Here is a 14040-nt window from a genome sequence, read left to right on the forward strand (position 1 = left end):
CTCTTTTCCACGAGCTTGCCGATAACTCAATGCGCCATTAACCGCCGCACCTAAAAAGCACTCGACGAAGTGCCGCTGAACCATAAGTGCATTTCAATTGAATCGCATCGATGCCTCCCCCGACACCCCTAAATGCGACAGAAATAGTCGCAAAACGTTGTGATTCATCGGGTTCGTTTTTGAACCGCATCTGCTACCCTGAACCTGCCGATTTCGTGCGGGCCCGCGCGCATGCGCCGGCTTCATTGCCACATTTTCTTTGCAATCGGTCTACGCAGCGAAGCGAATCCGCGAAGTCTGCGCTACATCTGCTTCTACATATTCATCTTTAATCACCGCATGGAGTACGCGATGTTGGAACGGCTGGGCTCACGGTTTGTCGCCATTGGTGTTTTACTGATCGTCGCGGGTTGCGGCGGCGGAGGCGGCGGGGGTGCCTCGAACACGGGCGCCGCTGCACCGGCATCCGGCGCATCGGGCACGAGCGCGACTACACCGACACTGGCCGCCGCTACGCCTGTGATCGACGGCACGACGCTTGGCGATGCCAACTGGCCCACGGGCTCCACATCGTCGGGTGGCCTCGGCCAGCCGGTCGGCGGGCTGAACTGCGGGTTGCGCAGCAATGCCTATACCTACACGCATCTGTCGATCTATCAGAACGGCCGCCTGCTGTCGGTGCCCGCCAACATCGGCACGGTCGGCCCGACCATGACGGCGCAGACCGGTTGCGCGTATCCGCTGCACACCGTCGACGCAAGCGGCAAAATTCGCATGGATACGACCACTGGCGCGTCGTACACACTCGGTCAGTTCTTTGCGATATGGGGCGAAACGCTCGGTGCGTCGAACGTCGCGGGCCTGAGCGGATCACCCGTTACGATCTATGTAAACGACGGCGGCGCGCTTTCGCAATACAAAGGCGATCCCGCGAGTCTCGCGCTCCCGCCGCATGGCGAAGTCACCATCATGACCGGCACGCCGTTGACGCAGATTCCCACCTACACATGGACCGATCCGCCGCCCTTCGACCCGAATCCGGTCACGCTCGCCTATCTGGGCGTGGTGGGAAGCCAGTACTGGCCGGCCGGCAATACGGCGACCGGCGGGAACGGCGCCACGGTCGACGGTTTGGTCTGTGCTGCCGGGATGAGCGAGCTGTACCACGTGCATGCGCATCTCGCGATCATCAAGGACGGCCAATGGCTCGCTATGCCGGCGAACGTGGGCATACTGTCGCAGTGCAACTATGAAATGCACACGCATGACCAGACCGGCATCATTCATATCGAAACGCCGACCCTCAAGACGTTCACGCTGGGTCAGTTCTTCGACATCTGGGGCCAGCCGCTCTCCAGCACGAACGTCGCGGGCATCACCGGAAACGTCGTGGCGTATATCAACGACAACGGAGATTCGCGCCGTTACATGGGCGATCTGCGCAATATCGAGTTGACCTCGTTGCGCGACGTCACATTGCAGATCGGCACGCCGCCAATCACCTCGCTTCCGACATACTCGTGGTACGAGTCGCAGTAACTGGAAAGTTCGCAGCATGCGCGATTGCGGACAATAGCGGCGACGGCGGTGACGCTCAACGCGTCCAGCCGACGCCGCAAGACCGCAAACATCATTGCTGTCACCGCCGGTAACGGGCCGTGAAACCGCGGCTCACGCATGCATCAACTGCACGAAAAGCTGGCTGCTGAATTTACATCGCCGCTCTTATAGCGCGCGACCTTCGGATATGGACACAGCGGCCGTGTGCGGCCTGCGCCCCACTGCGCAGGCACTTCGCTATTCGGTATCGCATTGCTCGCATCGCGAGCGGTCGCGATGACGCTATCCGGTGCCTTGCCCTGCTCGACCCATGCGACCATTGGCGTGAGCATGTCGAACTGATCGGCTGCGGGGCCACCCGAGCAATGGTTCATTCCTGCGACCGTGAAGAGCCGCGCGAAGCTGCTCGCATCGCCGCCATTCGCCGCCATCACGCGTTGATACCAGTCGGTCGTATCGTTCGACGAAAACACCGGGTCGCTCGTGCCGTGATACACCATCAGCTTCGCGCCGCGTTGCCTGAGCGCGCTGAGATTGGCCTCGTCGGGCGGCGTCATGAACGACCACGACGATTCCGTGTACGCGCCGCTCGCCGCAAAGATCTTCGGTGCGTCGGTGTCCATGCTGAAGTTCAATGCATACGATGACAACTGGCTCAGCAGCGAAGCGCTCTGCGGCGGCGTCGCGAATGTAAATGCAGCGGCGGCGGGGTCGAGCGTGATGGAGTTGCTCTGCTTCCACGCCGCCCAGCCAGCGCCGCTCACGCCCGCATCGTAGGGAAAGCTCGCGTACAAGGCGGTGCCGGCGCTGTTGCGCGCGCCCGAGAACACATTGCCGACCGCTTCTTTTTGCGCGGTAGTCAGGCACGTTCCGTCACGCACATTGCCCGAACAGGTCGGCAAGTCAGCGGACAGGTTGAAATTCGCCTGGCATGCCTTAATGTCCTGCACCATGCCGTCGGCGACGCCATCCAGTGCATCGCACTTCGCAATGATCCGCGACGCCACTAGTTGGCGTTCAGCGGCAGTAAAGCCGGTCTTGATGTCGGGCAGGCCATTCGCGGTTGTTGCAGTCGCAACCTTCGCGAATTGCTGCGCGCCCCACATTTCGCCGATGGCCGCCTTCGGCAAATGAAAGCCTGGATCGCCCGCAATGATCCCGTCGAATTCGGCCGACGATCTCGCCGCCGCCACCATCGCGTGACGCCCGCCGTTCGAGCAACCGTCGAAATAACTGCGATCCGGCGCCTTGCCATAGGCGGTGCGAATGACCTGCTTGGCCATCGGCGTGAGCGTCGCTACCGCGTTATAGCCGTAGTCGACACGCGCCTGCGGGTCGAGACCAAATAGCGGATTCTGCGACGACGAGTGTCCCGCGTCGGAACTGATCACGGCGAACCCCATGTTCAGCGCATCGTTGAGCGGTCCGCCTCCGCCGATCTCGCCGGTCGCCGTCACCACGTTGCCGTCGAGCCCGCCGTTGGCCTGATAGAAGAACCTTCCGTTCCATGCAACGGGCAGACGCATCTCGAAGCCGATTGCGTAGGTCTTTCCGTCGACGGCGCTCACGCGCTGATTCATCTGCCCTTGAACGACACAGTGCTCGGCGATAGGCTTGCTCGCCACCGTCAGCGTTCCGGCCGGTACGTCCTGCACGGAATTGAACGTGGTGTTGGCGAAGGACAATTTGCTCGCCAGCGCCGCGCAGCTTCCGACGAGCGTTGCCGGTGTGGCCGCGCTCAGGTGCGGCAACGTCAATGTGTTATCGGAAGAGCCACCGCATGCTCCAAGCGTCGCGCACACGGATACCGCAATCACAGACTTTCTCATTCGATGTCTCCTAGAACGCGTGCTTGATACCGACCATCACACCTGTCTGACCGACGCCGGCGGCGGGCGTCGTGCCGCCACCACCGCCGCTCACCGAATAGCGCGCCTTCGCACTGTTCGCCAGATAGGCGGCCTGCGCATACACGGACGAGCGCTTGCTCAACAGATACGTGGTGCGCAGCGCGCCCATCGTCGCGCGGGAGTCGTGCACACTGTTGACGATGCGGAACACTTCTCCGTCGACCAGAAACGCGGGCGTCACGAAGTACGACGCGCCGACGAAGAACAGATCCGAGCGCACGTTCGGCACCGCCGGCGAGTCCGTCACGACGCGCCGACCAAGCCAGCCAGCGCCGAGCTTCGCGCCCGCGTACTGTGCATAGGCGCTCACATGCGTGCGGGCGTCCTTGTCCGCGGCGTTGCCAAGCGGCGTAGGAGCGACGCCGTCGAAGAAGTTCGCCTGCGCATTTGTGCCACCGCGTTGCTCCTCATATGAAGCTGCGACGCCGAAGTTGGGTGCGTCATATTTCAGCATTACCGACCAGTCGCGGCACTCGGTCGGATGGCCCGCTACCGAACCCGCGCAGGTGCCCTGCCCAGGCGAGTTGCCGGTACCGGCCGAATCGCGGCCGAACGAATACCCGGCGCCGAGCGTGAAGCCCTTGTACGTGCCCAGGTACGTCGCCGAATTATCGGCACGCGCGTTGGGCACATACGCGTCGAGCGAACCCATGCCGTAGATGTCCGGGCCGATGATGTCGGCGCCTTGCAATGCCAGATACGTCATCGTGTATTGCCGGCCGAATGCCACGGTCCCGTATAGACCCTTGAGGCCGACGAATGCCTGCCGTCCAAACAGTCGCCCACCCTGGCCGGAACTGCCGTCGCGAACGTTGAACCCGCTTTCCAGTGTGAAGACAGCGCTATAGCCGCCGCCGAGATCCTCGGCACCGCGCAGGCCCCAACGCGAAGGCAGCTCGCCCGTTACTGCCGGCATGCGAAACACATGACCGCCCGCGGCGTTCGCATGCGATACGTATTCCACACCGGTATCGATGATCCCGTACAGCGTGACGCTCGACTGCGCGAGCGCGGTCGTACTCAGCGCGCACAGGGCGCCGGATATAAAAAGGCGGGTCGTGACTGTTTGCATCGTTGTCGTCTCCAAACGTTGTGTTTTCTTTTTCAATTGATTTGATAAGGATGTCTGATCAGTCGTTTGCACGCGGACGGCGAATCAGCATCAGAGCCGCCGCCGCGGCAATCAGCGTGACGGGAATGCTCGCGCCGATCACCGTCGACGAACTGCGGCCCATGGCCAGCAACTGGCCGGCCGCAAGCGGGCCGACCACCGAACCGACCCGCCCCACGGCGACCGCTGCGCCGACACCCGTGCCTCGCATCGCTGTGGGATAGAACGCAGCAGAGAGCGCATACAGCACTGACTGGCCGCCGATCACGAACATCCCTGCGAAGAACGCGGATACCGTCAGCGCCGCGAAACCCGGCGCGATCGACAACGCCGCGAGCGACGCGATAATGCCGATGTACATGCCGGACACCACCACACCGCCGCGCAAACGGTCCATCAACATGCCGATGAAAAGCGCGCCAAGCCCGCCGCCGATGTTGAAGAAGATCTGCACATAACCGACTTCCGCGCGCGCGAGTCCGCGAGCCGCCATCAATGACGGCAACCAGTTCAGCAGGAAGTACAGAACGATCAGCGTGCAAAAGTAGCTAATCCAGATTTGCAGCGTGGAGAGCCCCCGGCTCCCGCCGAACAGCACTTCGCCGACGGGCGCGGGCTTCGCGTTCATGCCGTGTGACGCACGGCGAAACGCGGACGACTCAGGCAGGAATGCGAGCAGAAGCGGCACCAGAATGAGTGGCCCCGCGCCGCCCACATAGAAGATGTGTCGCCATTGCGTATCGCCGATGCTCACAATGCCGACAATCGAGGCGATGACTCCGCCAAAGGGAATACCGCAATACATCACGCTAACGGCGGTATTGCGCGACTTCGGCGAGACCGCCTCCGACGACAGCGCGATCAGGTTCGGCAACGCGCCGCCCAGCCCGATACCCGTCAACACGCGGACAAACACAAGCATGCCGAAGCTGCTGACGAACGCCGTCGCAATAGACAGCAGACCAAACAGACACGCGGACAGAATCAGTATCCTCTTACGGCCAATCCGGTCGGCGAGCCTTCCGCCCAACATCGCGCCCGGCAATAGCCCGAAGGTGCCCGCGCTGAACGCAAGCCCCATTTGCGCGACGCTCAAGCCGAACTCGCGCGCCATGCGCGGCGCCGCGACGCCCACCGATTGAAGGTCGAGCCCCTCGAGCAACGCAACCGCAAAACAAAGACTCAACGTGACGGCGGCGCCCGTTCGCGCGGTGGCTGGCGCCATGCCGTCTGCCGGCAGTGCTGTTCTGGTGGATTTCATGTCTGTCTCCTGTCGGCCGGAGCTGACGCTTTCGCGTCTTGTTCCGGTCACTGCAAGTTGATTGCTGTTTATTGTGTCGATGACTGCCAATGCATCCGTATCGCCGCCTTATATCAGGCTTCCTGACATCACGGGTGAACAAAAGCGCGTTCATGAGAACGCGCTACGGTCAGTTGCGATGGAGCATATTAAATATCAGGCGACCTGACAAAACAAGGTGAGCGTCTTTGGTAAATACCCCAGGTACATTCAACGCAAGGGTTTCCACCGATCACGTGGTGATTGTGCCCAAAGCCGCTTGATAATAGACTTGTATCAGGCTACCTGATACGGCGCGTGCATTGATGCTTTAAAGCAAACGCTATCGGGTGCTCGCACATCACGACAAACGATACGCGCCCAGGCGCGCTGGAGCTACGAAATGGCAAGTTATGAGGGTCGCTGGAAGACGGTGGACGTGAAAGTCCAGGAAGGCATTGCATGGGTGACGTTCAATCGCCCCGAGAAACGCAATGCAATGAGTCCCACGCTCAACAGCGAAATGATCCAGGTACTGGAGACGCTGGAACTGGACGCGGACGCAAAGGTACTGGTGCTGACAGGCGCCGGCGACGCATGGACGGCGGGCATGGATCTGAAGGAGTACTTCCGCGAAGTCGATGCCGGTCCGGAGATTCTGCAGGAAAAGATTCGCCGCGACGCATGCCAATGGCAATGGAAGCTGCTTCGCATGTACTCGAAGCCGACTATCGCCATGGTCAACGGCTGGTGTTTCGGCGGCGGCTTTTCCCCCCTCGTTGCGTGCGACCTGGCTATCGCGGCGGACGAAGCCGTGTTCGGCCTCTCTGAAATCAACTGGGGCATTCCGCCGGGCAATCTGGTCAGCAAGGCAATGGCGGATACGGTCGGGCATCGTCAGGCGCTGTACTACATCATGACGGGCGACACGTTCGACGGGAAAGAAGCCGCTGCAATGGGACTCGTCAACAGCAGCGTGCCGCTCGAACAACTGCGTGCGAAAACGGTCGCGTTGGCCGCGAAGCTGCTCGAGAAAAATCCCGTCGTTCTGCGCGCCGCCAAGCATGGTTTCAAACGCTCGCGCGAACTGACGTGGGAGCAGAACGAAGACTATCTGTATGCGAAGCTCGACCAGGCGCAATTGCGCGATCCCGAGAAAGGACGAGAAGAAGGCTTGCGGCAATTCCTCGACCAGAAATCGATCAAGCCTGGCCTTCAGGCGTATAAGCGCACTGAGTGACGAACAGGTGAACATTAATCCCGTAGCCTGCCCGCACCTACGCGCAGCACGGGAAAAAGCATGCAAAGGAGACAGCCATCGTGAACGAAGTAAGTATGTTGATCGGGGGCAAGGACTGTCCGGCGTCGGGCGGCGCCACGTTCGAGCGGATTGATCCGGTTACCGGCGGCGTGGCTTCGCGCGCGCCTGCTGCCACGCTCGCCGACGCGGACGCCGCTGTCGAAGTCGCCGCCGCCGCGTTTCCCGCGTGGTCCGCGCTACGGCCGACCGAACGCCGTGCGCGCCTGCTGAAAGCCGCTGACATCATGGACGCAAGAGCGGGCGCGTTCATCGAATGCGGCATGGCCGAAACCGGCGCGATGGCCAACTGGTACGGCTTCAACGTGCATCTCGCAGCCAACATGTTGCGCGAAGCGGCGGCCATGACTACGCAGATCGACGGCAGCGTGATTCCGACCGACACGCCTGACAACATTGCTCTCGCGGTGCGCCAGCCATGCGGCGTCGTGCTCGGCATCGCGCCGTGGAATGCGCCGGTGATTCTCGGCACGCGCGCTGTCGCGATGCCGCTCGCGTGCGGTAACACCGTCGTGCTGAAGGCATCGGAAGCCTGCCCGGCCGTGCACAGAATGATCGGCAGCGTGCTGCAGGATGCGGGACTCGGCGACGGCGTCATCAACGTGGTGACGAACGCGCCGGACGACGCGCCTGCCATCGTCGAACGGCTGATCGCGCACCCCGCCGTGCGTCGCGTAAATTTCACGGGATCGACCCACGTGGGCCGCATCATCGCGATGCACGCGGCCAGGCATCTCAAGCCCGCACTGCTCGAACTCGGCGGCAAAGCACCTGTTCTCGTGCTTGATGACGCGGATCTCGACGCAGCCGTGGACGCGATTGCGTTCGGCGCCTTCTTCAACCAAGGGCAGATCTGTATGTCGACGGAACGCGTGATCGCGCATCGCAGCGTGGCCGATGCGCTCGTCGACAAGCTCGCTGAGAAAGCGCGCACGCTGGTTGCCGACGCACCCACCGCGAAGGACTCCAAGCTCGGCGCGATGGTCAGCGCACAAGCTGCGCAACGCGCAACAGCGCTCGTGCAGGACGCACGCGAACACGGCGCGAAGATACTCGGCGGGGGCACCTTGACTGGCGCAATCATGCAGCCGACCATCGTCGACGGCGTTCTCCCGGCTATGAAGCTCTACGCCGAAGAATCGTTTGCGCCGGTGGTCACCGTGCTGCGCGTGGACACCGACGACGAAGCCGTGAAAGTGGCGAACGACAGCGAGTTCGGCCTGTCCGCCGCTGTCTTCAGCCGCGATATCGCACGCGCGATGAGCGTCGCGAAACGTGTGGAGTCGGGTATATGCCACATCAATGGACCGACCGTTCACGATGAAGCGCAGATGCCGTTCGGAGGCGTGAAGGGAAGCGGCTACGGCCGTTTCGGCAGTAAGGCGTCGATTGCCGAGTTCACGGACTTGCGTTGGATTACGATCCAGACGGGTCCGCGTCACTATCCGATCTAGGCCGCTCGATCAAACACATCTCGATCTGACACGAATGCCGCTCAGCGGCATCATTCGAATCCCGCATGCTTCGCAGCAGACGAAGACGGCGGGAAGGAGACAATAAGTGAATTTGCAGCCGACTCAATCCAGTGTCGATAGAGAAACGCCCGTGCGCTATCGCGAAGTGCGGATCGGTTCGGCGCCCGCTCGCGTTCGCCGTGACGGCGACGTGTGGTACATGGAGTCCGCCGCAATGCCCGGTAACTATCCGCAGCGCCTGACCGACCGGCTGGCGAGCGGCGCGCGTGCGCATCCGGACCGCTGGCTCGTCGCGCGCCGCGGCACGAACGGGGAATGGCAAGGCATCAGCTACGCGCAGATGTTGCAACGTGCGCGTGCCATCGGCCAGGCGCTGCTCGAGCGCAACCTGTCGGCCGAGCGGCCCGTCGCGATCCTCTCCGGCAACGATCTCGAACACATGATGATCGCGCTCGGCGCAATGTGGGCCGGCGTACCGTACGCGCCCATTTCGCCCGCGTACTCCCTCATTTCCAGCGATTTTGGCAAGCTGAGGCATACGCTTGATCTGCTCACGCCCGGCCTCGTCTTCGCAACCGATGCCTCTGCATTTGCCGCTGCAATCGACGCAACTGTTGCGGCCGATGTCGAAGTCGTGACGTCCACGGGCTCCTGTGCCCGCCCCGTGACGAAGCTGTCCGCGCTGCTCGACGCTACGCCTACTACCGTCGATGCCGCGCACGAAGCGATCGACCCGGACAGCATAGCCAAATTCCTCTTCACGTCAGGCTCAACGACGCTGCCGAAGGCCGTTCCGACGACCCATCGTATGCTTTGCAGCAACCAGCAGATGCTGCGCGAAACGTTTCCCGAGTTCGCCGACGAGCCGCCGGTACTCGTCGACTGGCTGCCGTGGAATCACACTTTCGGCGGTAGTCACAACGCGGGCATCGCGCTCTATAACGGCGGCACGCTTTATATCGACGACGGCAAGCCGGTCGGCAAGAAGTTCGAAGAAACGCTGCGCAATCTTCGCGAGATCGCTCCGACGATCTACTTCAATGTGCCCAAGGGCTGGGAAGAACTGACGAGTGCGCTTGAGACCGACGCCAAGCTGCGCGAGACATTTTTCTCACGCGTGAAGGTGTATTTCTTTGCGGGAGCGGGACTCTCGCAAGCCGCCTGGGACCGACTGCAACAGGTTACGGAGCGCTTTTGCGGCGAGCGTATCCGCATCATGGCGGGTCTCGGCATGACGGAGACTTCGCCGTCGTGCCTCTTTACGACGCTGCCCGCGAAGGGTGCCGGTTATGTGGGCGTACCCGCGCCGGGCTGCGAAGTGAAGCTCGTGCCCGTCGGGGACAAGCTGGAGGCGCGCTTTCGTGGTCCCCACGTCATGCGTGGCTATTGGCGAATGGACGGTGCAGCCACTGGGAATTCATTCGACGACGAAGGCTATTACTGCAGTGGCGACGCACTGAAGTTCGTCGACCCGCAACAGCCCGAACTGGGCTTGATGTTCGACGGCCGCATTGCCGAAGACTTCAAGCTCAGCTCCGGCACCTTTGTCAGCGTCGGCCCGATGCGCGCGCGCGTTATTTCGGCGGGCGCGCCGTATGTGCAGGACGTGGTCGTCTCTGGATTGAATTGCGACGACGTGGGCTTGCTCGTGTTCCCGCGACTCGACGACTGCCGGCGACTCGCGCAACTGCCTGCGTCGGCGAGCGCGTCCGAAGTCGTGAGCGCGCCCGCCGTGCGGCAGTTCTTCGTCGAATTGCTCGATCGGCTCAATCGCGAGTCGACAGGCGGCGCGACCACGATCGCACGAATGCGTCTGCTCGACGTCGCGCCGTCGCTCGATCTCGGTGAAATAACCGACAAAGGCTCGATCAATCAGCGCGCCGTGCTCACGCATCGCGCTGAACTCGTGCAAGCGCTGCATGACCCGATCCAGCGGGATCCGGCCGTCATTTACGCGCCGCATGTCCGGACCTGAAGCCGGGCAATGCGAGGCGCCGGCCGCAGCATGCGGCCTGAGCGCTTACTTGCGTGCCGGCACGGGAGCGAGAACTTCGTGCGTTCCGGCCGCGCGCTGCGCCGATTTGTGGACCATCGTGTACGCGTAGTCGACGCCCATGCCGTACGCGCCCGAATGTTCCTTGACGATGCCCATGACTGCGTCGTATGTCTCTTTGTGAGCCCAGTCGCGTTGCCATTCGAGCAGCACCTGTTGCCACGTCACAGGAACAACGCCGGCCTGGATCATGCGCTGCATCGAATATTCATGCGCTTCCTTGGAGGTGCCGCCCGACGCGTCAGCCACCATGTAGATCTCGTAGTCGCCTTCGTCCATTGCGCACAGCGAGAAGGTGTTGTTGCAGACCTCGGTCCACAAACCCGCCACCACCACTTTCTTGCGGCCGTTGGCGGCGAGCGAGTCGCGAACCTTCTGGTCGTCCCACGAATTCATCGACGTGCGTTCCAGCACCTTGTGGCCGGGGAACACGTCCAGCAACTCCGGGTACGTATACCCGGAGAAGCTTTCCGATTCCACCGTCGTGATGGTCGTGGGAATGTTGAACACGCGTGCGGCCTTGGCAAGGCCAACCACGTTGTTCTTCAGCACCTGCCGGTCGATCGACTGGACGCCGAAAGCCATTTGCGGCTGGTGATCGATAAAGATGATCTGCGAGTTCGCAGGCGTGAGGACTTGCAGTTTCGGATTAGCCATGGCTTTGTACGTCCTAGGTGTCGATAAGGGTTTGCTGAACAGGGAAAACATGCCGCATTCGCTTCACAAGCGAGGAAAAACTGGAATGCAGTCTATCGGCGGGCTTGCGGCGAGTCCTTGTCCAAGTCCTTAATCGTTCTTAAAAATAACAAACCGAAAGGTTTCATCCTTAAGGACCACCACACCGCAAGGCGCGAGCTACCGTGCGGCCACATCCTTTCGATTCGAAAACCTGTCCGCGCACAATCGGCCGCCTTCATGGGATTGGGCCAAAACACCTTCGTTTAGCGACGCTGGCAATTAGCGCGACTTCCGTACGTTAACCTCGCATCGTGATACATCGGCAGGCCTGGCCGGGCCCCTGATGTAGCGCGAATAACTTACGGGAATTCGAAAAATGACGACGACCAATTCAGTCCAGTTTCCGGGTGAATCCGGCCCCTCTGTGCCTCAACAAAAAGCGCCATCGTCCACAAGTACCGCCCCACTGCGCCGCCAATCGACAGTTCGCAAGATGAAAGAAGCGGCCAAGTCACTATTACCGGCGCCACTGTTCCTGAGCTTGCTGCATCACAAGGAAATTGGCCGCTATCCGAGCCTGCTGCGCCCTACTACCTTCAATGAGAAGATCTTGCGTAAAAGCCTGCGGCCCGATCCGTGGTTCGCAGAGTTGACCGACAAGCTTACGGTTAGAAAATATGTAGCGAGAGTGTTGGGAGAGGAGCACGTAATACCGCTGCTCGCAGCGCCGGACACCTTTTCGAAAGAAGTATTCGATGCGCTGCCGAACTCGTTCGTGATGAAAGCCAATCACGGCAGCAGCTATGTGGAAGTGGTGAGAGACAAGTCCACACGCTCGTTCGAGGAACTGCGAGAGCTTGCCGATCACTGGTTGACACTCGACTTCTACAAGATCGCGCGCGAGAAACACTATCGCCAGATCGAGCCACGCGTTTTCTTCGAGCACCTGTTGCTCGATGCGAGCGGCCAGATTCCTGCCGACTACAAACTGCACTGCTTCGGCGGCCGAAGTGGAAGGCCCACCATTTACATTCTGGTGATCTCGGACCGGTTCGGCCCGAACACGCGTGGCGACATATACGACGCCAACTGGAACCATCTGGACATGGCGATTGGCGCCTACAAACCCAGTGCAGAGCCGTCGCCCCGCCCGGAAAACCTGGAAGCCATTCTGGACGCCGCCACCAAGCTATGCAGCGATTTCGATTATGTTCGCGTGGACCTGTATGCGCCGGATAACCAGATTTACTTCGGCGAATTGACGTTTACGCCCGGCGCGGGCGTACTGCCATTCACGCCTGACAAGGTCGACTACGAGTGGGGAAAACTCGTGCCCGACGCGTTCCTTTCAACAAGGCCGCCTTTACCGACCCCGTCGACGCAACCGGCGTAACGTTTGCCGGTTTTTTTCGGCAACTTTTGTCACATGACGCGCGCCGCATGAGGGCATTTTCCCCGCTTTACCGAAGCTCACGCGAGCCGCGTCCAGTTGTGTTATCGACCGCACATATCGCACTACCGCCCATTGGCGGGGCAACGAACGGAAAGGTAAATTCATTCGTGCTGGCTTTAGAGGTCAACGCGAGCGGAACCCGAGGCGGCCTGTAGTCGCCGGTACGCTGCGCTTCCGGTTTATGACAGGTGGTGAATAAATATGCAAAACGTGACAATCGTCATCTGCAATTACAACTATGGCCGCTTTCTCGCCAAGGCCATCAACTCAGCCCTCGAACAGGATTATCCGGCCACTCAAGTGCTCGTAATTGACGACGGATCAACCGACGGTTCGCGCGAAATCATAGAAAGTTATGGCTGTCGCGTTAAAGCGCTTTACAAGCAGAATGGCGGCCAGGTGTCCGCCTATAACGATGCAGTGAACATAATCGAGACAGAATTTGTGATTCTGCTCGATTCCGACGATCTGCTCTATTCTCACGCGGTGTCGAAAGTGATGCGCGTGTTCGATAGCGGTAACTTTGTCAAGGTCCAGTTCCGGCTCGACGTCATCGATCCCGCAGGCAAGCCGTCGGGCACTTATGTACCGCACTCCGCAGCTCCCAGCGACTGCGGCAGCCCTTTGCGCCAAGGCTGGCTGTATCCATCGCCGCCTGCATCGGGCAACGCTTACCGCACAAGCGCATTAAAGAAGATATTTCCCGTTCCAGAGGCTGACATCAATCGTTACGGAGCGGACTTCTATGCGATCTACGGCGTCGCCTTGTTAGGAGCCGTTGCAACGATTCCAGAATCGCTTGGTGCTTACCGCGTGCACCGCACCGAAAACTCGGGGATCGATTTCGCAAACTCCGAAAGCAACGACAAAGCGCCCAAGGCGCTGACCAAACGCTGGGCCATTCTGCGGCAAATGGCGCGCGCGCGTCTGGGGATCGAACTTCCGCTGTCGTTTCATGACTTCTCGCTTGAGAAGGCCCATTTCTGCTCTGCCGTTTATCAGGCGCCGTTAACGAAACGCTGGCGATGGGTCAGTCGGCAGTCGCATAGTTACTTCCGCTCGATCGTCGGAAACCCGTTCTGGAGCTACAAGAAAAAGATTGGCACGCTCGTGTTGTCCAGTCTCTGTTTGCTGCCTTTCTCGGCGCTCTCCGATTTCGCCGTTCGTTACATTGCGAATCCCCTTGCCCGGCGTCGCCTTTAG

10 protein-coding genes are annotated in these 14040 nt (G+C 60.8%); 6 read left to right on the forward strand and 4 right to left on the reverse strand.

Annotated elements, in window-relative coordinates; translation table 11 throughout:
• Positions 1-351: 351 nt before the first annotated feature.
• Positions 352-1539, forward strand: coding sequence for a hypothetical protein (locus OH764_RS27640; RefSeq protein ID WP_498849285.1), 1188 nt, complete (start codon positions 352-354; stop codon positions 1537-1539).
• A gap of 143 nt (positions 1540-1682) precedes the next feature.
• On the opposite strand, the gene OH764_RS27645 is transcribed toward OH764_RS27640, so the two are convergent.
• The 3 genes from OH764_RS27645 to mhpT are packed head-to-tail and all read right to left on the reverse strand — an operon-like array spanning position 1683 to position 5842.
• Positions 1683-3389 (reverse strand): alpha/beta hydrolase family protein, encoded by a 1707-nt coding sequence (locus OH764_RS27645; RefSeq protein WP_498849286.1) that lies wholly within the window; start codon positions 3387-3389, stop codon positions 1683-1685.
• A 10-nt stretch (positions 3390-3399) separates the two neighbouring features.
• A complete protein-coding gene (locus OH764_RS27650; protein WP_498849287.1) occupies positions 3400-4542 on the reverse strand; it encodes a porin in 1143 nt (380 codons plus the stop codon).
• A 58-nt stretch (positions 4543-4600) separates the two neighbouring features.
• Positions 4601-5842 carry a 3-(3-hydroxy-phenyl)propionate transporter MhpT gene (gene mhpT, locus OH764_RS27655; RefSeq protein WP_498849288.1) on the reverse strand — a complete coding sequence of 414 codons (1242 nt, stop codon included), beginning with the start codon at positions 5840-5842 and terminating at the stop codon, positions 4601-4603.
• A 421-nt stretch (positions 5843-6263) separates the two neighbouring features.
• Between mhpT and OH764_RS27660 the strand changes: the two genes are divergently transcribed.
• The 3 genes from OH764_RS27660 (at position 6264) to OH764_RS27670 (ending at position 10628) form a co-directional block, all read left to right on the forward strand.
• Entirely contained in the window at positions 6264-7100 is an 837-nt protein-coding gene (locus OH764_RS27660; protein ID WP_020066301.1) for a p-hydroxycinnamoyl CoA hydratase/lyase, read from the forward strand.
• Between the two features lie 80 nt (positions 7101-7180).
• Positions 7181-8632, forward strand: a complete 1452-nt coding sequence (locus tag OH764_RS27665) for an aldehyde dehydrogenase (protein WP_498849289.1) — start codon at positions 7181-7183, stop codon at positions 8630-8632.
• Between the two features lie 106 nt (positions 8633-8738).
• Positions 8739-10628, forward strand: coding sequence for a feruloyl-CoA synthase (locus OH764_RS27670; RefSeq protein WP_498849290.1), 1890 nt, complete (start codon positions 8739-8741; stop codon positions 10626-10628).
• Positions 10629-10673: 45 nt separating this feature from the next.
• Here the strand turns inward: OH764_RS27670 and OH764_RS27675 are convergent, their stop codons facing one another.
• Positions 10674-11363 carry a hydrolase gene (locus OH764_RS27675; RefSeq protein ID WP_020066304.1) on the reverse strand — a complete coding sequence of 230 codons (690 nt, stop codon included), beginning with the start codon at positions 11361-11363 and terminating at the stop codon, positions 10674-10676.
• Positions 11364-11760: 397 nt separating this feature from the next.
• Here OH764_RS27675 and OH764_RS27680 point away from each other — a divergent pair, with 397 nt between their 5' ends.
• A complete protein-coding gene (locus OH764_RS27680; protein ID WP_498849291.1) occupies positions 11761-12777 on the forward strand; it encodes an ATP-grasp domain-containing protein in 1017 nt (338 codons plus the stop codon).
• Positions 12778-13038: 261 nt separating this feature from the next.
• Positions 13039-14040: a glycosyltransferase family 2 protein gene (locus tag OH764_RS27685; RefSeq protein WP_498849292.1), complete on the forward strand. Its 1002-nt coding sequence runs from the start codon at positions 13039-13041 to the stop codon at positions 14038-14040.

The sequence above is a fragment of the Burkholderia sp. M6-3 genome (assembly GCF_050858985.1).
Classification (GTDB): Bacteria; Pseudomonadota; Gammaproteobacteria; order Burkholderiales; family Burkholderiaceae; genus Paraburkholderia; species Paraburkholderia caledonica.